This is a genomic window from Mesorhizobium sp. WSM4819, from assembly GCF_055811215.1.
Map to the genome: position 1 here is coordinate 1 of NZ_JBVVQO010000043.1, position 17,503 is coordinate 17,503.

The following is a 17,503-nucleotide window of genomic DNA, read 5'->3' on the forward strand; positions in this document are numbered from 1 at the left end:
GGTCAGCGCCAACGGAAGTCTCCCTCCCCCTTGTGGGGAGGGGTTAGGGGTGGGGGTCCATCGTAGAGCGAAAGCCTCGGCCTCCACTGCGAAAGCCTCGGGCTAGGGGTACATCACCCGGGCAAACGCGTCTCTGACATGAAATGCCCATCACCCAGCTTGCGCAACCGGCACCGAGCGGGTTTGCTGGCGCCGGCAGAATCAGCAGGTGCGCCATGGATACGCTCACGATCACGGCAAAGGGCATTTCGGTAACGGTCGATCTCACCGTCGGCCATCTCGCCGACATGACGGTCGATATCGACGGGCGCCGGCTAAAACCGCTGCATCGCGCGCCGTGGATCGACGAGCCGCGCGAGACGCTGCCACAAGACCTGCCCGAGGGCACCGTTCGCCTGTCCGGCGATTTTTTATGCGCGCCGTTTTCGCGCAGCGATGTCGAGGAAGCGCCCTTGCATGGCTGGCCGGCCAACAGCCGCTGGGATGTCGCCGCCTCCGCGGCGACTGCCGATGGCTGGCGGGCCGTTTTCAGGCTGCAGCACAAGGTCATGGGCGCCACGGTCGACAAGATCATCACCTTGCGCGACGACCATCCGTTTCTCTACCAGGAACATGTCTTTTCCGGTGGATCGGGCGGCATTTCCGTCGCCCATCATCCGATGACGGTGATGACGGACGGCGGCAGGCTGGCTTTTTCGCCGAAGCGGTTTGCGGCAACGCCCGACGACCCGCTCGAGCCCGATCCGGCCCGCGGCCGCTTTCTTTTCGCCTATCCCGCGCGGTCCGCCGACCTGACGCGCTTTCCCGCCGCCGATGGCGGCACGCTCGACTTGACCGACTATCGCATGGACCAGAGCCGAGAGGATTTCGTCACGCTGGTCGAGGCCGATCATGGCGGGCCGGGCTGGACCGCACTGGCGCGAAAGGCGGAAGCCGATCTCGTTGTTGTGCTGAAAAACCCGGCCGAGCTGCCGGTCACCATGCTGTGGATCAGCAATGGCGGGCGCGACTACGCGCCGTGGAGCGGCCGCCATCGCGGCGTACTCGGCATCGAGGACGGCCGCACCGCGCTTGGCCACGCCGCGTCGCTGGGTGACAACTGGCTGAAGCGGGAAGGGGTGGCGACCGCCTTTGACCTTGGCGGCAATGTCTCGTTCCGCCACGTCATCGGCGCACTGCCCTTAATGGACGGCGAGCCGCCGCGCGACATCACCACCACGCAGGGGCGCATGCGCCTCATGGCGGCCGACGGTTCGACGCGGGCTGTCGCCTTCGACGGCGCTTTCCTGCGGATTGGCCGATCCGTGCCCGCCTGATTGGGCTGTGTCGTGGGCGGCGCTTCCGGTTGGAGGTAGCCCTCCTATTGCGAGCGTTGGCGCTGCCCCCTCACCCGGATTGCCAACCTAATTGCAAAGGGTAATTCGGGGCAATCCGACCTCTCCCCGAGGGGAGAGGAGATCGCCAGCGCCGCCGCTTCTCTCTTCTCCCCAACGGGGAGAAGGTGGCCGCGAAGCGGCCGGATGAGGGGGCAGCGGCGCCGACCTCGACAATTGGTCGATCTTCAATAATCCCGCGTTTGAAAATCCCGCCAACTATAGCCAAGATGCGATCCAAAACACCCAGCCAGAAAGGCTCCGATGTCCGAGATTGCCCACCTCGCCGCCACCATCTTCAAGCGCGCCGGCAGGGCGCGGCGCTTTGTCGTTGCCATCGCCGGCCCTCCGGGGGCCGGCAAGTCGACGCTGTCGGCCCGACTGCATGAGCTGCTGCCGGAAGGCACGGCCGAAATCGTGCCGATGGACGGCTTCCATTACGACGATATCGTGCTCGAGCAGCGCGGCCTGCGCGCGCGAAAGGGCGCTCCGGAAACCTTTGACTTTGCCGGCTTCGAAACCTTGCTGAAGCGCATCCGCGCCGCCGAGCCCGACATCGCCATTCCGGTGTTCGACCGCAGCATGGAACTGTCGCGCGCGGCCGCTTCGATCATCGCCGCCGACACCAAGTTCATCCTGGTCGAAGGCAATTATTTGCTGCTTGACGAGGAACCGTGGTCGCGGCTGGCGCCGCTGTTCGATTTCTCGATCTTTGTCGACGTGCCGCGCGCCGAACTCGAGCGCCGGCTGCTCGAGCGATGGCACGAGCATGGCCGCTCCGACGATGACGCCCGCGCCTGGATCGCTTCCAACGACATGCCCAACATCGACCGCGTGCTTGCCCGCCGCCGCCCCGCCGATCTGGTGCTTGGCGATCAACCCTGATTCGCAAGGACTGCCCACGCCGGAACCTTAGGACTTTCCGGCCGTTATCTCGAATACGGCAATAATGCTGACATGAGGAAGACTGTCCGATGGCTACTCCGATGGCAAACAAGGCAAGAAAGCCTGCGCCCGGCAAGGGCAGGGCAACTCGATCCAGGGCAACTGGATCAAAGGCAACTGAATCGAAGACCGGCGCTGGCCCGGCCGTTGCCGCCCGCTCCAAGGATGCAAAGCCCAGTTTTGGCAAGGCAGCACCGAAGAAAGTGACACCGACCGCCGCCAAAACCACGGCAAAACCGGCCAGGTCGAGGAAGTCGGCAAGCGGCGGCTCGATGGCCGACAGCGCCATGCGCACCGTCAAGACGACGGCCAATGTCGCGGCCGGCGCAGTTGTCGCCACCGCCAAGACCGCTGCGTCCCTCGCCGCTTCCGTCATGGGCAAGGGCGGCTCGAAACCCAAAACCAAGGCAAAATAGCCGGTTTTCGGCGCCTGCGCCGATGCGCTAGCCCCGGGCGGGGATAGCAAGACCCCTTTGCACCGCCGGCCGGGCCAAGCCGCGCTCCAGCCATGTCGCGACATGGGAAAAATCGTCGAAGCCGACAAGCTCCCTTGCTTCGTAAAAACCGATCAGATTGCGCACCCAGCCCAGCATCGAGATATCGGCGATGGTGTAGTCGTCGTCCATGATCCAGCTGCGGCCCTTCAGCCTCGTCTCGAGCACACCGATCAGCCGCCGCGATTCGTCGCGATAGCGCGCCAGCGGCCGCTTGTCGGCGATCTCGCGTCCGGCGAATTTGTGGAAAAAACCGACCTGCCCGAACATCGGCCCGATCGAGGCCATCTGAAAAAACACCCACTGAATCGTTTCGTAACGCCGCGCCGGGTCGGCCGGGATCAGCCGGCCGGTCTTGTCGGTGAGGTAGAGCAGCATGGCGCCGGATTCGAACAGCCCGATCGGCTTGCCGCCCGGGCCGTCCGGATCGATCATTGCCGGGATCTTGCCGTTCGGGTTCAGCGACAGGAATTCCGGCGTCCAGCTCTCGTCCTTGCCGATGTTCACCGCATGCGCCTCGTAGGGCAGGCCGAGTTCCTCCAGCGCGATCGACACTTTTACCCCGTTCGGCGTCGGGAACGAATAGAGCTGGATGCGGTCGGGATGGCTGGCCGGCCAGCGCGTGGCGATCGGAAAGGCGGACAGGTCGGTCATCGAAACTCCTGGGATTTTTTTCGCGCAAGCGCGCCGTCGTGGCGCGTGGCAAGACGCGTCTCGCCGTAGCTGGGATCCGGTTGCGGTCAGACCGCCTTGAACGCCAGCACCGCATTGGTGCCGCCGAAGGCGAAGCCGTTGCTGATCGCCGCGCGCACCTTGCGCTCGCGCGCCACATTCGGCGTGATGTCGAGATCGCAATCGGCGTCGGTTTCGCGAAAATTGGCGGTTGGCGGCACGATGCCTTCGCGGATCGCCATCACGCAGGCGATCAGCTCCAGCGCGCCCGACGCGCCGAGGCAGTGGGCATGCATCGATTTGGTCGAGGAGATCGAAAGTTTTTGGGCATGGTCGCCGAAAACGCGCTTGATCGCCGCCGTCTCGATCTGGTCGTTGGCCTTGGTGCCGGTGCCATGCGCATTGACGTAGTCGATGTCCTCCGGGTTGAGCCTGGCATCGACGAGGCAGAAGCGCATCGCCGCCTCCGGCCCTTCGATGGTCGGCGCGACGATGTCGGAGGCATCGCCGGAAAGGCCGGCGCCGGCAATTTCGGCGAGTATAGTGGCGCCGCGCGCCATGGCATGCTCAAAAGTTTCCAGCACGACCATGCCGGCGCCTTCGCCGAGCACCAGGCCCTGGCGATCGGCCGAAAACGGCCGGCAGGTGTCGGGCGCCAGCACCCGCAACGCCTCCCAGCCTTTCAGGATGCCCCAGACCAGCGGCGCATCGGTGCCGCCGGCGAGCATGACATCGGCGCGGCCAAGCCTGATCTGGTCGACCGCCGAGGCAATGGCGTGATTGGACGAGGAGCAGGCCGAGGTGATGCCGAAGACCGGCCCGCGCAGGCCGAGATTCATGCTGACATGGCCGGCCGCAGCGCCCGGCATCACTTTCGGCACGGTGAAGATGCCGGTGCGGTTCTTGCCCTCGAGCAGGATGGCGCGATAGCTCTCTTCGATCGCCTCCCAGCCGCAAACGCCGACGCCGACGATGGAGCCCATCCGGTAGGTGTTGGCCGCGTGCAAGCTTAGCCCGGCTTGTTGCGCGGCCTCGCGCGCGGCGATCGTCGCCAACAGGCTGAAACGGTCCATCGACACGGCCTGCTTGCGGTCGATGCCGTGCTCGGGAAGGGTCCTGATTTCGCAGCCGACCCTGATTTTCAGGTCATGCAGCTCCGAATTGACGATCGGGCCGATGGCCGAACGGCCGGCGCGCATCTCGCCCCAGATCGTCGGCACGTCGGTGCCGAGCCCGCACAGGCCGCCGATGCCGGTAATGACAACGCGCTTGTGCATTCGGTCAGGCTTTTTTCGCGATCAGCGCGCGAACCGCCTCGACCATGTCGCCGACGTTCTTCAGATTGCTCCAGGCGTCGACCGTGTTCATCTCGATCTCGATGCCATACTGTTCCTCGAGGTCGAAGATGATCTCCGTCAGTTCCAGCGAATGGATGCCAAGCGAGGTCAGTTCGGTGCTGGTGGTGATCTCTTCGCCACCCGGCTCGGCATGAGCCTTGATCTTCTCGATGATGTCCGTTGCCAGCTGGTCAGCCATTCGGTTCCTTCCCCAACCCTCGTCGTTTCCCGGCGCCAACGGATCGGCGCCCGTTCTTCCCCAGGTTCAGACCGTCACCGTCGCCTTTTATCCGGCCAGGCGTTGTGTGACCGTACCAAGACGGCTCCTCTATAGAAACCGAAACGTTGTCAAGCAACAAGCTATATGTCGACAAAGCCGGCGCTGTGCTTAAGTTGGCGCCGTGGATATGATCGGACAGGACCTGACCTTTGTGCCGCCGGCCCAGCGCGTCGCCGGCACGGCGCGGCTTGCCTGTGAGAAGGATGGCGGCCGCACGCGGCTTCGGCGGCTTTATCAGGATGGATCCGCCAAGATCCGCATGCCGGCCGTCTCGGCCGATCCGCTCGAAGCCGTGCTGATCAACACCGCCGGCGGGCTGACCGGCGGCGACCGCCTCGGCTGGCAGGTCGATGTCGGCGCCGGCGCCTGCGCCAGCATAACCACCCAGGCCTGCGAGAAAATCTACCGCGCTGCGTCCGATCGTGCCGAGGTGCGGGTCAAGCTGACCGTCGGCGCCGGCGGCCGCATCGCCTGGCTGCCACAGGAAACCATCGTCTTTGATCGATCTGCCTTTGCCCGCAGGCTCGACCTGGAGCTTGCCGCAGGCGCCGAGGCGCTGGTGCTCGAGGCGACCGTTTTTGGCCGCCTCGCCATGGGCGAACGCGCGGCGCACGGCGCTTTCCACGACCGCTGGCGGGTCAGCCAGGACGGAGCGCTGGTTCATGCCGAGGATTTCCGCATCGGGCCGGACATTGCCGCGATTCTGGGCCGTTCGGCCGTGGCCGGCGGCGCCATCGCCATGGCGACGGTGCTGATGATCTCGCCGCGGGTCGAGGCTTTGCTCGATCCGGCCCGGGACATTATCGGCGGCCAGGGCGATGCCAGCGTCTGGAGCGTGAAAAAATATGGCAAGCTTCTTGCGAGGCTGTTTGCCGAGGACGGCTACCAGCTCCGCAAGCGGCTGGTTCCGCTTGTCGAATTGCTCAACGGACGGGCGGGTCTGCCCAAATTATGGTCACTCTGATTCCGATTACACCGCTCCTGTCTACGCCATCCTGGGAAAACGCATGAACCTGACGCCAAGGGAAAAGGACAAGCTGCTCATCGCCATGGCGGCGATTGTGGCGCGCAAGCGGCTCGAGCGCGGCGTCAAGCTCAATCACCCGGAGGCGATCGCGCTGATCACCGACTTCGTTGTCGAGGGCGCCCGCGACGGCCGCCAGGTCGCCGAGCTGATGGAGGCCGGCGCCCACGTCGTCACCCGCGCGCAGGTGATGGAGGGCATCGCCGAGATGATCCACGACGTCCAGGTCGAGGCGACGTTTCCCGACGGCACCAAGCTGGTGACCGTGCATGAACCGATAAGATGAGGGCCGACAAGGTGAGGGCCGATAGGAGAAAAAATGCTTGAGCTGCGCCCCAACTGCGAATGCTGCGACAAGGACCTGCCGCCTGAGGCGACCGATGCGCTGATCTGCACCTTCGAGTGCACCTTCTGTGCTGATTGTGCGGTAAATGTGCTGGGCGGCGTCTGCCCGAACTGCGGCGGCAATTTTTCAGCGCGCCCTATCCGTCCGGCGGCGACGCTGAACAAATATCCCGCCTCGACAAAGCGCGTCCTCAAGGCCGAAGGCTGCGGCCCGGCCAGCAACGCCGCGTGACGGCACGATCCTGACAGCGAAAGGCATATCGATGGCGATGATACCGGGCGAAATCATCACGGCAGGCGGCGAGATCGAACTCAACAAGGGCCAGCCGACCATCACCATGAAAGTGGCCAACAGCGGCGACCGGCCGATCCAGGTCGGCAGCCACTATCATTTCTTCGAGACCAATGAGGGGCTGAAATTCGATCGTGACAAGGCGCGCGGCATGCGCCTCGACATTGCCGCCGGCACGGCGATGCGCTTCGAGCCCGGCCAGGAGCGCGACGTCACCTTGGTGCCGCTCGGCGGCAAGCGCGAGGTCTACGGGCTTCAGCAGAAGATCATGGGCGCGCTGTGAGATCCCCTGGTCGCGTTGTGCGATCCCCTGGTCGCGTTGTGCGATCCCCTGGTCGCGTTGTGCGATCCAGAGCGTCGCGCAGTTTCGGCTCAGCTGGGCGGCTTGGCCGCCGCGTAGATGACGACCTTGCCGGGATCGTCGAATTCGACGGCGAGAACGTCTTCGGTCTGCACACGTCGAGAGTCGATGGCGTTGAACAGCAATGCGTTCGCCTCGATCTCGTCGCGCAGTTCCGCAATGTCGTCCTGATGCTGCTCGACCTTGCTTTCGATCGCCGGCGGCAGCCCGCCTTCCGTGCGCGCGGCGTCGGTAAGGAACACGATGTCGACCTTGTCGAGCTTGGATGTCTTGCGCACCGCGCCGATGTTTTCACGCGTCCGGTCGATCGCGGTAGTGACTTTGCCGGCCTCGACAGCCGTGTTGGTCTCTTCCTGGCCGACCTCCGAGCCGATGATCTTGTTCTGGGTCTCAGGGCCTTCAAGGCCCTGCGCATTCAGCCCGGCCTGGGGAGCGCTCGCCGCAAGAAACGCAGTTGCGGCCAGCATATGCAGCCATTTGCTGTCGGGAAAGGTGGTGATCGCCATCGCTCGCTCTCAAAGCCGCTTTCGAGACTCGGTTCTAGGCCAAAAAGTCGAAACGTATTCCGCCCTGCGAAGGTTCCCTCCCCGATGCGGCAGGCCGGCCTCGTGCCGGCCCGCCACAGCGCATCGTCAGCTCGCCTTCTTGGTGATCAAGGTCAGCGAGCCGTTGGCGTCCATGCTGGCGGCGATCACTTGCGCCGAGGTGAGCCCCTTGGCTTCGAGCGCGGATTTGACCTGCGGGGTCGCGTCGATCGAGCTGCGCAATTTCTGCAGGCCGTCCTCGCCGCGCTTGGCGATCACTTCGTTGACCTTGGTCTGCGTTTCCTTGGGCAGTTCCTCGATGTCGACGACGTTGACGGTCTGGATCGCCGGCGCTTGCGGCTGAGCGCCGGGCGCTGCGGGAGCGGGCGAAGCCGGCGGCTCGGCAGGCTGCGGCGCCGGCTGTTGCTGGGCGCTGGCAGCGGTCGCGAGCAGCAGGGTGGCGGCGGCTGCGAGAGAGATCGTTTTGCGCATAAAACTTCCTTTCCATCGATTGGCAAACGGTCGTTTTGGGGTGACCCTGCCACCTCAAACGTTAAATGGGATCGGAAGGTGTCGCCCAGCAGGTCATTGCGTGACCATAGGATGGCGACAATGTGGGGCCGGGCTTCGACCGGCTGTATCTTGGGGCTGTATTTGGGGCCGTATTTCGGGAGCAATTGCTGATGGCTAGAATCACCCGCGCCGCCTATGCGCAGATGTACGGCCCGACCGTCGGCGACAAGGTGCGGCTTGCCGATACCGAGCTGTTCATCGAGGTCGAGAAGGATTTTACGCTGCATGGCGAAGAGGTGAAATTCGGCGGCGGCAAGGTTATTCGCGACGGCATGGGCCAGAGCCAGGTTTCTCGCGCGCAAGGCGCGGTCGACACCGTCATCACCAATGCGCTGGTCGTCGACGCGTCAGGCGGCATCTTCAAGGCCGATATCGGCCTGAGCGACGGCCGCATTGCCGCGATCGGCAAGGCCGGCAATCCGGACATGCAAGATGGTGTCACCATCATCGTCGGTCCCGGCACCGAGATCATCGCCGGCGAGGGCAAGATCCTCACCGCCGGCGGCTTCGACGCGCATATCCATTTCATCTGTCCGCAGCAGATCGAGGAAGCGCTGATGTCAGGCATCACCACCATGCTCGGCGGCGGCACCGGACCGGCGCATGGCACGCTGGCGACGACCTGCACGCCGGGGCCGTGGCATCTGGCGCGCATGATCCAGTCCTTCGACGCCTTCCCGATGAACATCGGCCTGTCGGGCAAGGGCAACGCGTCGTTGCCGGCCGCGCTTGAAGAAATGGTGCTGGGTGGTGCCTGCTCGCTTAAGTTGCATGAGGACTGGGGCACGACGCCAGCGGCAATCGACTGCTGCCTGTCGGTCGCCGACAACTATGACGTGCAGGTGATGATCCACACCGACACGCTGAACGAATCCGGCTTTGTCGAGAATACGGTGGCGGCGATCAAGGGCCGCACCATCCACGCCTTCCACACCGAAGGCGCCGGCGGCGGCCATGCGCCCGACATCATCAAGGTTTGCGGCCTGCCCAACGTCATCCCGTCGTCGACCAATCCGACCCGGCCCTACACCGTCAACACGCTGGCCGAGCATCTCGACATGCTGATGGTCTGCCATCATCTGTCGCCGTCGATCCCCGAAGACATCGCCTTTGCCGAAAGCCGCATCCGCAAGGAAACCATCGCCGCCGAAGACATCTTGCACGACATCGGCGCCTTCTCGATCATCTCGTCGGACAGTCAGGCGATGGGCCGCGTCGGCGAAGTGGCGATCCGCACCTGGCAGACCGCCGACAAGATGAAGCGCCAGCGCGGCTCGCTGCCGCAGGAGACCGGCGACAACGACAATTTCCGCGTCCGCCGCTACATCGCCAAATACACGATCAACCCGGCCATCGCGCACGGCCTGTCGAACGAGATCGGCTCGGTGGCGGTCGGCAAGCGCGCCGACCTGGTGCTGTGGAACCCGGCCTTCTTCGGTGTCAAGCCGGACATGGTGCTGGTCGGCGGCATGATCGCCGCCGCGCCGATGGGCGATCCCAACGCCTCGATCCCGACACCGCAGCCGATGCACTACCGGCCGATGTTCGGAGCCTATGGCAAGGCGATGACCAACTCGTCGGTGACCTTTGTCTCGAAAGCCGCGCTCGATGCCGGCCTGCGCGGCAGGCTCGGCGTCGACAAGCAGATGGTCGCCGTCGACAACACCCGCGGCGGCATCGGCAAGCATTCGATGGTGCTCAACGACGCCACCCCACATGTCGAGGTCGATCCCGAAACCTACGAAGTCCGCGCCGACGGCGAATTGCTCACCTGCGAACCGGCCACGGTGCTGCCGATGGCGCAGAGGTACTTTTTGTTCTGATCCCTACCAACGCCCTGTTGGCGGGGCGTCAAATTCGGTGCTCAGTTGTCCAAGCTCTGACGTGCCGTTTTGCGATTGTCTCGAAATTGCGGCATGATGGCCTCATGAACAGGATTGATCGTCTCAGGGCCCTCACTCCCTACGAAGCGGACTACGTCCAGTGGTGCGCCGAGCAAGGCGCATTGTTGCGCGAAGCTCGTTTCTCCGACCTCGATCGTGAGAATCTTGCCGAGGAGATCGAGAGCTTGGGGAGACGTGACAAACGAGAGATTCGCAGTCGGATGGAGGTGCTGCTTGCACATCTCCTGAAATGGGAATTCCAACCCGGCCATCGAAGTCATAGTTGGCAGTCGTCAATTTCCGAACAGCGCATCTGGATCGGAAACATCATCAAGGACAGCCCGAGTCTTCGCCGATATCCCGCCCAGATTTTCGACGATGCATATAAGGACGCTTTGCTTGTCGCGGTCAGGGAAACGGGTCTCAGGAAATCTCACTTTCCAGGCGAACCTCCATTCACATGCAAGCAGGCGCTCGATGAACGATTTTGGCCGGGCAATCCACTCTCGATGGGCGATTTCCTGCGGGATTAGCTGGCTTCTTCAGCGACCGTCGCTTTCACATCGCCTTTGTCGCCGCCGCCCTGGTCTACCAGATATCGTTCATCCTGCGGCTCTTCGACACGATCGTCTGAGCACCATTGGGGCGACGAATGCGATAGGCTACGCTTGTTGGGAGAGGCAGTTTTACATGAAGCTCGACATCCGCACCGATTTCACCAAATTCCCGCGTGCCGTCTCGGTTCTGAGCGCCGGCGAGGCAGGAGCGGTCGCGGCCTACGATCGTGCGGTGCTTGCCCATGACGAGCGGCATCTGCGCCGCCGCGCCATAGAAACGGCCCGTAGCGATAGAGTGCTGGTCGACCTGCCCGAACCGGTGGCCTTGAACGATGGCGACCGCCTGGTGTTGGAGGATGGCCGTCATATCGAGATCGTCGCGGCCGAGGAACCGCTCTACGATATCCGTGCCAGCGGCCCTGTCCATCTCGCCGAGCTTGCCTGGCATATCGGCAACCGCCATCTTGCCGCCGCCATCGAAGCGGAACGCATCCTCATCCTGCGCGACCATGTCATCAAGGCGATGCTGGAAGGGCTGGGTGCGACGGTGCGCGACGTTTCCGAGCCGTTCAAGCCGCTGCGCGGCGCCTATTCCGGGCACAGTCACGGTCATGCCCATGCCGAGGCGCATGCGCACAGCGGTGCGCATTCCCATACCCATAGCGAATCGCATTCCCACAGCCATTCGCACGACCATGACTGACCAGCCTTCCAACGTCGCTTTGCTGCGGCTGATGGCGTGGCTGTCGCCTGCCTTCCCGGTCGGCGGTTTTTCCTACAGCCATGGTCTCGAACAAGCCGTGCATGCAGGGCTGATCGCCGACAGCAAAGACCTCGCCGCGTGGCTGGAGACGCTGGTCGAGATGGGCTCGGGCTGGAACGATGCCGTGCTGTTTGCCGAAAGCTGGCGGCGCGCCCGCCAAGCCGGCGATCTCGCCGAAATCGCAGCCCTCGCCGAGGCCTTGGCCGGCTCGCGCGAGCGCCACAGCGAGACCATGCTGCAGGGCGCCGCCTTCCTGAAGGCGGCATCGGCCTGGCCGTGTCAGGTGCTCGACCGTCTGCCGGCCGAGTGCGCCTATTGCGTCGCCGTCGGTGCAACTGCCGGTGGCAACGCCATTGCCCTGCGCGATGCACTGTCGGCCTTCCTACAGAGCTTCTTCTCCAACCTCGTCCAGGCCGCGATCAGGCTCGGCGTCGTCGGCCAGACCGGCGCCACGGCGCTGCTCGCCGGCTTCGAGCCGCTGGCCTTGGAAACTGCCGCTCGCGCCGCCGGCTCGACGCTGAATGATCTCGGCGGCTGCGCGTTTGTCTCGGATGTCATGGCGATGAAGCACGAAACGCAATATTCGCGGCTGTTCCGCTCATGATCGTCCTCGCTTTCGCCCTCTCGTTCATCCTGCTGCTGATCACCACCCTGCATGTCTATTGGGGCATAGGCGGCATCTGGCCGGGCAGGGACGCTGCCTCCTGCGCCCGCGCGGTGGTCGGCTTTCGCGGTGTCGACGAAATGCCGGCGCCCTTCGCCAGCTTCGCCGTCGCCGCCTGCCTCGGCCTGGCGACACTGTGGCCGCTGGCGCTCGAAGGCGTGTTTGCCACGCCCTTTCCCAAGGCCGGGCTTGCCGCGACAGCGCTGCTCATCGCGCTGGTCTTCCTGGGGCGCGGCATTGCCGGCTTCACGCCGTGGTGGCGCCGGCTGGCGCCCGAACAGCCTTTCGCGCGGCTCGATGTCAGCTATTATTCGCCGCTCTGCCTGGTTGTAGGGCTCGGCTTTGCAGTGCTAGCCATCATGGAGTTCCCTGGATGACACAAGCCAATGGTCCCCTTCGCGTCGGCATCGGCGGTCCCGTCGGCTCCGGCAAGACGACGCTCACCGAAAAGCTCTGCAAGGCGCTGCGCGACGAGTTCTCCATCGCCGTGGTCACCAATGACATCTATACCAAGGAAGACGCCATGATGCTGGCCCGGCTTCAGGCGCTGCCCGAGGATCGCATCATCGGCGTCGAGACCGGCGGCTGCCCGCACACCGCCATCCGCGAGGACGCCTCGATCAATCTGCAGGCGATCGCCGAGATGACCAGGAAATTCCCGGATCTCGACATCGTCTTCATCGAATCGGGCGGCGACAACCTCGCCGCCACGTTTTCCCCCGACCTCGCCGATCTGACGCTCTACGTCATCTCGGTCTGCCAGGGCGAAGAAATCCCGCGCAAGGGCGGCCCGGCGATCACCCGGTCGGATTTCCTGGTCATCAACAAGAGCGATCTCGCCCCCTATGTGAACGTCAATCTCGATGTCATGGAGAGCGATGCCGCCCGCATGCGCGGCAAGCGGCCGTTCGGATTTACCGATCTGTCGCGCGGCAAGGGCCTGCAGGAGGTGATCGACTTTATCGTCGAGCATGGCGGGCTGCGCATCGACGCCGCCAGAAGCACTGCGGCGTAGGCCGAAGCCCTCGCCTGCACCAAACGAAACCGGTTGCGCGCATCTGCGGCGCGCGGCATCCTTGCTTCTTTCACGGAGGTTTTCGATGAGCATCGCCCGCCTGCAGAAGGAAATGCTGACCAACCTGCCCTTTTACGAGGAACGCGTCGATCTGGCTTGCGCCTTCCGCTGGACGGCGCGGCTCAACATGCATGAAGCGGTGGCCAATCATTTCTCGCTGGCCGTCAACGATGACGGCTCGCAATTCCTGATGAATCCCAACCAGGTGCATTTCTCGCGCATCAAGGCGAGCGACCTGCTGCTGATCGACGCCAAAGATCCCGATACGCTCTCCGGCCCGGATGCGCCCGACCCGACGGCATGGGGGCTGCACGGCGCCATCCATCGCAATGTCCGTCATGCGCGCTGCGTCATGCATGTGCACTCGATCCACGCCACGGTGCTCGCTTCGCTCGCCGACTCGACGTTGCCGCCGATCGATCAGAACGCGGCGATCTTCTTCAACCGCCACGTCGTCGACGGCCATTATGGTGGGCTCGCCTTCGAGGAAGAGGGCGAACGCTGCTCGCAGCTGCTCACCGATCCGAAGGTCAAGGTGATGGTCATGGGCAACCATGGCGTGCTGGTCATCGGCGATACCGTCGCCGACACCTTCAACCGCATGTTCTATTTCGAACGCGCCGCCGAGACCTACATCAAGGCGCTGTGGACCGGCCGCCCGCTGCGGGTCCTGTCGAATGAAATCGCCGAGAAGGCAGCAGCGGAGCAGGAAGATTATCCCGGTCAGGCCGAACGGCACCTGTCCGAATTGAAGGCGATCCTCGACGAGCAGGAGCCGGTTTACAGAAATTGAGCCCCTTCCTGCCTGTAAAGTGACCAGCACAATCGCATTTGGATTCTTGCGAAGGTGGACCCCCACCCTAACCCTCCCCACAAGGGGGAGGGAACGCTGCCGCGCGCATTTATTCCTCCCCCTTTGGCGCCGAAGGCAAGCAAGTTGCCGAGGTCAGCGCCAGCGGAAGTCTCCCTCCCCCTTGCGGGGAGGGGTTAGGGGTGGGGGTAAATCGTAGAGCGAAAGCCTCGGCTTTCCACCTGCGATAGCCCTGCCATAGGGGCGGGGAGAAGGGCGCTCTGATCGCCGGTTTCGCCAATCTTAAACTTAAAGCCCGAGTTCAGCCCGCAATTCGTCGGCGCTGTTGATGACGATCGCGCCGGGCGGCCCTGCCATGGGCGCTTCCGGCCAGAAGATCGTCCTGATCCCCGCCGCCAGCCCTGCCGTGGCGCCGGTCACGCTGTCCTCGACGGCCATGGCATCGGCTGGATCGACACCGGCCAGCCATGCGGCGCGCAGAAACGGTTCGGCGTGCGGCTTGCCTTCGCGCACGTCGTTGCGGCTGATCGTCTTCATGCCGGGATAGAAAAGACCGACCATGCGCAGATTGGCGTCGACGACCAGCCGGTCGGAATTGGACACCACCGCTTGCGCCACGCCAAGCGCACGCAGCTCGTTGTAGACCTCGATGGCGCCGGGGCGCGGCTTCAGCGTCTCGGCCATCGGCAGATAGTGGTCGTATTTGCGCACGATCCAGTCGTCGAAGGCCAGGTCGAGGCCGAACTCGTCGCGCAGCATCTCGTAGACCGGCCATGCGGCGATGCCGAGCACCCGCTCATGCAGGTTGGCCGGCGCCGCGATGCCGACGCTGTGCAGCGCCGCTATCAGCGCCGCCTCGTGCAACGGCTCGCTGTCGACCAGCGTGCCGTCCATGTCCCAGAAAACCGCTTTCGGCGTCATGCAAGGCTCCTTTGCCCGAACCCCTTAAAGGGTTTGCCTCGGGAGATAAACCGCCGCGCTTGGCTGCACGACATTGCGGGCTATAATCATCCACTCGAAACACTGCAGGCATCTCGGGAGCTTACCTAAGCAATTGCTCTGGTTGCAGGCAATTGCTTACAAACGCATTCCCGGGTAAAACCAAGGCGCTCCCGCTCGGTGCTAGTGCTCGGTGTTTGGGGCAGGGAGGCAGCAAGTTGAATTCCCGGCAGGACAGCGGCAGCAACAGGCTGGACGACGCGGCGCGCGCCGGCTGGCTCTATTATGTCGCCGGCAACACGCAGGACCAGATCGCCTCAACGCTCGGCATCTCACGGCAGACGGCGCAGCGGCTGGTGTCGCTGGCGGTGTCGGAAGGGCTGATCAAGGTGCGTGTCGACCACCCGATCGCCAATTGCCTCGACCTCGCCGCCCGGCTGAAATCGCGCTTCGCCCTCGATCTGGTCGAGGTGGTTCCAAGCGATCCCGCTTCCTCCTCGACTATTGGTGTCGCCGTGGCGGCGGCCGCCGAGATCGAGAGGCGGCTGCGCTCGCCGACGCCGATCGTCATGGCGATCGGCACCGGCCGCACGCTGAAGGCGGCAATCGAGCAGCTGCCGCCGATGGAATGCCCGCAGCACAAGGTGGTGTCGCTGACCGGCAACATCTCGCCCGACGGTTCGGCCGCCTTCTACAACGTCATCTTCACCATGGCCGACAGGGTCAAGGCTCGCTCCTTCCCGATGCCGCTGCCGGTCATCGCCTCCTCGCCGCAGGAGCGAGAAATGCTGCTCAGCCAGCCGATGATCCAACCGACGCTGGCGCTTGCCGCGGAAGCCGACGTCACCTTCGTCGGCATCGGCGATCTCGGCCCCAAGGCGCCGCTTTACGAGGACGGCTTCATTTCGGAGAGTGAATTGAAAGCGCTGCAAAAGGCAGGCGGCGTCGCCGAGATCGTCGGCTGGGTGTTCGATCGCGAAGGCCGGATGATCGAGGGCATCACCAATGACAGGGTGTCGTCCGCATCGTTGCCGTCGCGCGAAAAATCGCTGGTGATCGCACTCGCCATGGGCGAGCGCAAACTGCCGGGCATCCTTGCGGCTGTCAATCGGCGGCTGGTCAACGGCCTCATCACCGACGAGCGGACCGCCGCCGCCTTGCTGGCCGCCAGCTGATTTGCGATAAGTCCAGCAAGGCTATTTGCGCCGGCCACAAGGATCGTTGCCGTCGAGAAAACCCATGTCGCGCTGCAGATGCGGCGGCAATTCCCTGATGTCGAGATAAACCCTTTTCCTGGCTCCGTGCCGCGCCAATCCCCGCGCCAGTCGCAAAAACCAGCCTTGGCCTGGCGTCAAAGATAGCTTTTCCTGTATCGTGGTCATGATCGTCAGCCTTCGTTATGTCTGGACGAGAGTGATCGTCGACCACAAATATCGGCCGGATCGGGCCTTGCTGCCAATCAAACGTCAATCACGGCCCATAAGGAGGACTTATGCCTGAACTCAAGTCACGGCAGGTCTCCCAGCTCCCTCCGCTTCAGGCGATCCGGGTGTTCGAGGCGGTGGCGCGGCATCTTTCCTTCACCAAGGCAGCCGGCGAGCTTGGCATGACGCAGGCGGCGGCGAGCTATCAGATCAAGCTTCTGGAAGAGCGCGTCGGGGCACCGTTGTTCCTGCGCCGGCCAAGGCAGATCGTGCTGACCGAGGCGGGACTACGCCTGGCGCCTGCGGTCAGCGAGGCGTTCGCCTTGTTGGGTGGAGCCTATGCCGCGGCGCGCAGCGGCGCCGACGGCGTACTTTGTGTCTCGACGCTGCTGACCTTTGCCTCGAACTGGCTGGCGCAGCATCTCGGTTCGTTCCAGGTCGCGCATCCGTCGCTGGCGGTGCGTCTCGATACATCGAACCGCCTCGTCGACTTCGCCCGCGAGGACATCGACATCGCCATCCGTTCGGGCGGCGGAAACTGGCCGGGCGTGGAGGTGCACAAGCTTTTCAATGCGGACTTCACGCCGATGCTGAGCCCGAAACTCGCGGCGACCATCGGCGGGGTGAAGGAGCCGGCCGATCTGTTGCGCCTGCCGATCCTCGACCCCGGCGACATCTGGTGGCGGGACTGGTTTATCGCCGCCGGCCTGCCGGTCGAGGAACTGGCCAAGCGCCCCGGCTCCAGCATGGGGGCGCAAGCCTATGAGGCCAACGCCGCAATCGCCGGGCAGGGCGTGGCGATCGTGACGGCCGCTTTCTTCAAGGCCGAGCTTGCCGATGGCCGCCTGATCCAGCCTTTCGATCTGGTCGGCGACGACGGCCACGCCTATTGGCTGGTCTATCCCCAGGCGCGGCGCAACGTGCCGAAGATCCGCGCTTTTCGCGAATGGATACTGGCCGAGATTGCCGGCGGATAGTCGATAATCCATCCGATCAAGCGGGCACCGACATCCGGCCTGTTCGCGCGCAAAAATCCTCCGGAGCAAGATCCGCACGAGGCTGCGTGCTGCGCTGCAGCAACGAATCCGGCTTGACATCAATCACGCGAGGTGAGTAATTGCTCACAGCCAAAGCAAATGCTCAGCTTGGTCCATGGGAGGAATTTTG

The 17,503-nt window shown here is 64.0% G+C and carries 23 protein-coding genes; 16 read left to right on the forward strand and 7 right to left on the reverse strand.

Translation table 11 applies throughout. The features are described 5' to 3' along the window. The first annotated feature begins 215 nt into the window (after window positions 1–215). From AC0L18_RS27720 to AC0L18_RS27730, 3 genes are all read left to right on the forward strand, one after another. The gene (locus tag AC0L18_RS27720; RefSeq protein WP_473495046.1) at window positions 216–1,316 is read left to right on the forward strand and encodes a hypothetical protein; all 1,101 of its coding nucleotides are present in this window, start codon (window positions 216–218) and stop codon (window positions 1,314–1,316) included. Between the two features lie 321 nt (window positions 1,317–1,637). Continuing rightward, a complete protein-coding gene (locus tag AC0L18_RS27725) occupies window positions 1,638–2,258 on the forward strand; it encodes a nucleoside triphosphate hydrolase (RefSeq protein ID WP_473495047.1) in 621 nt (206 codons plus the stop codon). 89 nt (window positions 2,259–2,347) lie between these two features. Next, the gene (locus tag AC0L18_RS27730; RefSeq protein WP_473495048.1) at window positions 2,348–2,734 is read left to right on the forward strand and encodes a hypothetical protein; all 387 of its coding nucleotides are present in this window, start codon (window positions 2,348–2,350) and stop codon (window positions 2,732–2,734) included. A 27-nt stretch (window positions 2,735–2,761) separates the two neighbouring features. Here AC0L18_RS27730 and AC0L18_RS27735 read toward each other — a convergent pair whose 3' ends face one another. The 3 genes from AC0L18_RS27735 to AC0L18_RS27745 form a co-directional block, all read right to left on the reverse strand. Then, on the reverse strand, window positions 2,762–3,466 hold the full coding sequence (locus tag AC0L18_RS27735) for a glutathione S-transferase family protein (protein ID WP_473495049.1): 705 nt from the start codon (window positions 3,464–3,466) through the stop codon (window positions 2,762–2,764). An 86-nt stretch (window positions 3,467–3,552) separates the two neighbouring features. Next, window positions 3,553–4,761: a beta-ketoacyl-[acyl-carrier-protein] synthase family protein gene (locus AC0L18_RS27740; protein ID WP_473495050.1), complete on the reverse strand. Its 1,209-nt coding sequence runs from the start codon at window positions 4,759–4,761 to the stop codon at window positions 3,553–3,555. A gap of 4 nt (window positions 4,762–4,765) precedes the next feature. Further along, window positions 4,766–5,020, reverse strand: a complete 255-nt coding sequence (locus AC0L18_RS27745) for an acyl carrier protein (RefSeq protein ID WP_010912831.1) — start codon at window positions 5,018–5,020, stop codon at window positions 4,766–4,768. A gap of 208 nt (window positions 5,021–5,228) precedes the next feature. Between AC0L18_RS27745 and AC0L18_RS27750 the strand changes: the two genes are divergently transcribed. The 4 genes from AC0L18_RS27750 to AC0L18_RS27765 are packed head-to-tail and all read left to right on the forward strand — an operon-like array spanning window position 5,229 to window position 7,045. Further along, window positions 5,229–6,065 carry an urease accessory protein UreD gene (locus AC0L18_RS27750; RefSeq protein WP_473495051.1) on the forward strand — a complete coding sequence of 279 codons (837 nt, stop codon included), beginning with the start codon at window positions 5,229–5,231 and terminating at the stop codon, window positions 6,063–6,065. Window positions 6,066–6,108: 43 nt separating this feature from the next. Continuing rightward, complete coding sequence (locus AC0L18_RS27755) at window positions 6,109–6,411, forward strand: urease subunit gamma (protein ID WP_023801505.1); 303 nt, start codon at window positions 6,109–6,111, stop codon at window positions 6,409–6,411. 33 nt (window positions 6,412–6,444) lie between these two features. Then, entirely contained in the window at window positions 6,445–6,702 is a 258-nt protein-coding gene (locus AC0L18_RS27760; protein WP_473495052.1) for a DUF1272 domain-containing protein, read from the forward strand. Between the two features lie 37 nt (window positions 6,703–6,739). Further along, window positions 6,740–7,045: an urease subunit beta gene (locus AC0L18_RS27765; RefSeq protein WP_473495087.1), complete on the forward strand. Its 306-nt coding sequence runs from the start codon at window positions 6,740–6,742 to the stop codon at window positions 7,043–7,045. 89 nt (window positions 7,046–7,134) lie between these two features. Here AC0L18_RS27765 and AC0L18_RS27770 read toward each other — a convergent pair whose 3' ends face one another. Continuing rightward, window positions 7,135–7,629: a hypothetical protein gene (locus AC0L18_RS27770; RefSeq protein WP_473495053.1), complete on the reverse strand. Its 495-nt coding sequence runs from the start codon at window positions 7,627–7,629 to the stop codon at window positions 7,135–7,137. 126 nt (window positions 7,630–7,755) lie between these two features. Then, complete coding sequence (locus tag AC0L18_RS27775) at window positions 7,756–8,139, reverse strand: hypothetical protein (protein WP_023801509.1); 384 nt, start codon at window positions 8,137–8,139, stop codon at window positions 7,756–7,758. Window positions 8,140–8,330: 191 nt separating this feature from the next. On the opposite strand from AC0L18_RS27775, the gene ureC reads away from it, so the two are divergent. The 7 genes from ureC (at window position 8,331) to AC0L18_RS27810 (ending at window position 13,955) form a co-directional block, all read left to right on the forward strand. Next, entirely contained in the window at window positions 8,331–10,043 is a 1,713-nt protein-coding gene (ureC, locus tag AC0L18_RS27780) for an urease subunit alpha (RefSeq protein WP_473495054.1), read from the forward strand. A 104-nt stretch (window positions 10,044–10,147) separates the two neighbouring features. Next, window positions 10,148–10,636: a DUF29 domain-containing protein gene (locus tag AC0L18_RS27785; protein WP_473495055.1), complete on the forward strand. Its 489-nt coding sequence runs from the start codon at window positions 10,148–10,150 to the stop codon at window positions 10,634–10,636. Window positions 10,637–10,793: 157 nt separating this feature from the next. Further along, a complete protein-coding gene (locus tag AC0L18_RS27790) occupies window positions 10,794–11,363 on the forward strand; it encodes an urease accessory protein UreE (RefSeq protein ID WP_473495056.1) in 570 nt (189 codons plus the stop codon). Then, window positions 11,356–12,027 (forward strand): urease accessory protein UreF, encoded by a 672-nt coding sequence (locus AC0L18_RS27795; protein WP_473495057.1) that lies wholly within the window; start codon window positions 11,356–11,358, stop codon window positions 12,025–12,027. Before AC0L18_RS27790 ends, AC0L18_RS27795 begins: the two co-directional genes overlap by 8 nt. Beyond that, window positions 12,024–12,464, forward strand: coding sequence for a DUF3995 domain-containing protein (locus AC0L18_RS27800; protein WP_473495058.1), 441 nt, complete (start codon window positions 12,024–12,026; stop codon window positions 12,462–12,464). The genes AC0L18_RS27795 and AC0L18_RS27800 overlap by 4 nt, the downstream gene beginning before the upstream one ends. Further along, window positions 12,461–13,102, forward strand: a complete 642-nt coding sequence (ureG, locus tag AC0L18_RS27805) for an urease accessory protein UreG (protein ID WP_287307763.1) — start codon at window positions 12,461–12,463, stop codon at window positions 13,100–13,102. The genes AC0L18_RS27800 and ureG overlap by 4 nt, the downstream gene beginning before the upstream one ends. An 85-nt stretch (window positions 13,103–13,187) precedes the next feature. Further along, window positions 13,188–13,955, forward strand: a complete 768-nt coding sequence (locus AC0L18_RS27810; RefSeq protein WP_473495059.1) for a class II aldolase and adducin N-terminal domain-containing protein — start codon at window positions 13,188–13,190, stop codon at window positions 13,953–13,955. Window positions 13,956–14,261: 306 nt separating this feature from the next. On the opposite strand, the gene AC0L18_RS27815 is transcribed toward AC0L18_RS27810, so the two are convergent. Continuing rightward, window positions 14,262–14,894: an HAD family hydrolase gene (locus AC0L18_RS27815; RefSeq protein WP_473495060.1), complete on the reverse strand. Its 633-nt coding sequence runs from the start codon at window positions 14,892–14,894 to the stop codon at window positions 14,262–14,264. 236 nt (window positions 14,895–15,130) lie between these two features. Here AC0L18_RS27815 and AC0L18_RS27820 point away from each other — a divergent pair, with 236 nt between their 5' ends. Continuing rightward, entirely contained in the window at window positions 15,131–16,087 is a 957-nt protein-coding gene (locus AC0L18_RS27820; protein ID WP_287059388.1) for a sugar-binding transcriptional regulator, read from the forward strand. A gap of 21 nt (window positions 16,088–16,108) precedes the next feature. Here the strand turns inward: AC0L18_RS27820 and AC0L18_RS27825 are convergent, their stop codons facing one another. Continuing rightward, a complete protein-coding gene (locus AC0L18_RS27825) occupies window positions 16,109–16,294 on the reverse strand; it encodes a hypothetical protein (protein WP_473495061.1) in 186 nt (61 codons plus the stop codon). Window positions 16,295–16,404: 110 nt separating this feature from the next. Here AC0L18_RS27825 and gcvA point away from each other — a divergent pair, with 110 nt between their 5' ends. Then, entirely contained in the window at window positions 16,405–17,313 is a 909-nt protein-coding gene (gene gcvA / locus AC0L18_RS27830; protein ID WP_473495062.1) for a transcriptional regulator GcvA, read from the forward strand. Window positions 17,314–17,503: the final 190 nt, after the last annotated feature.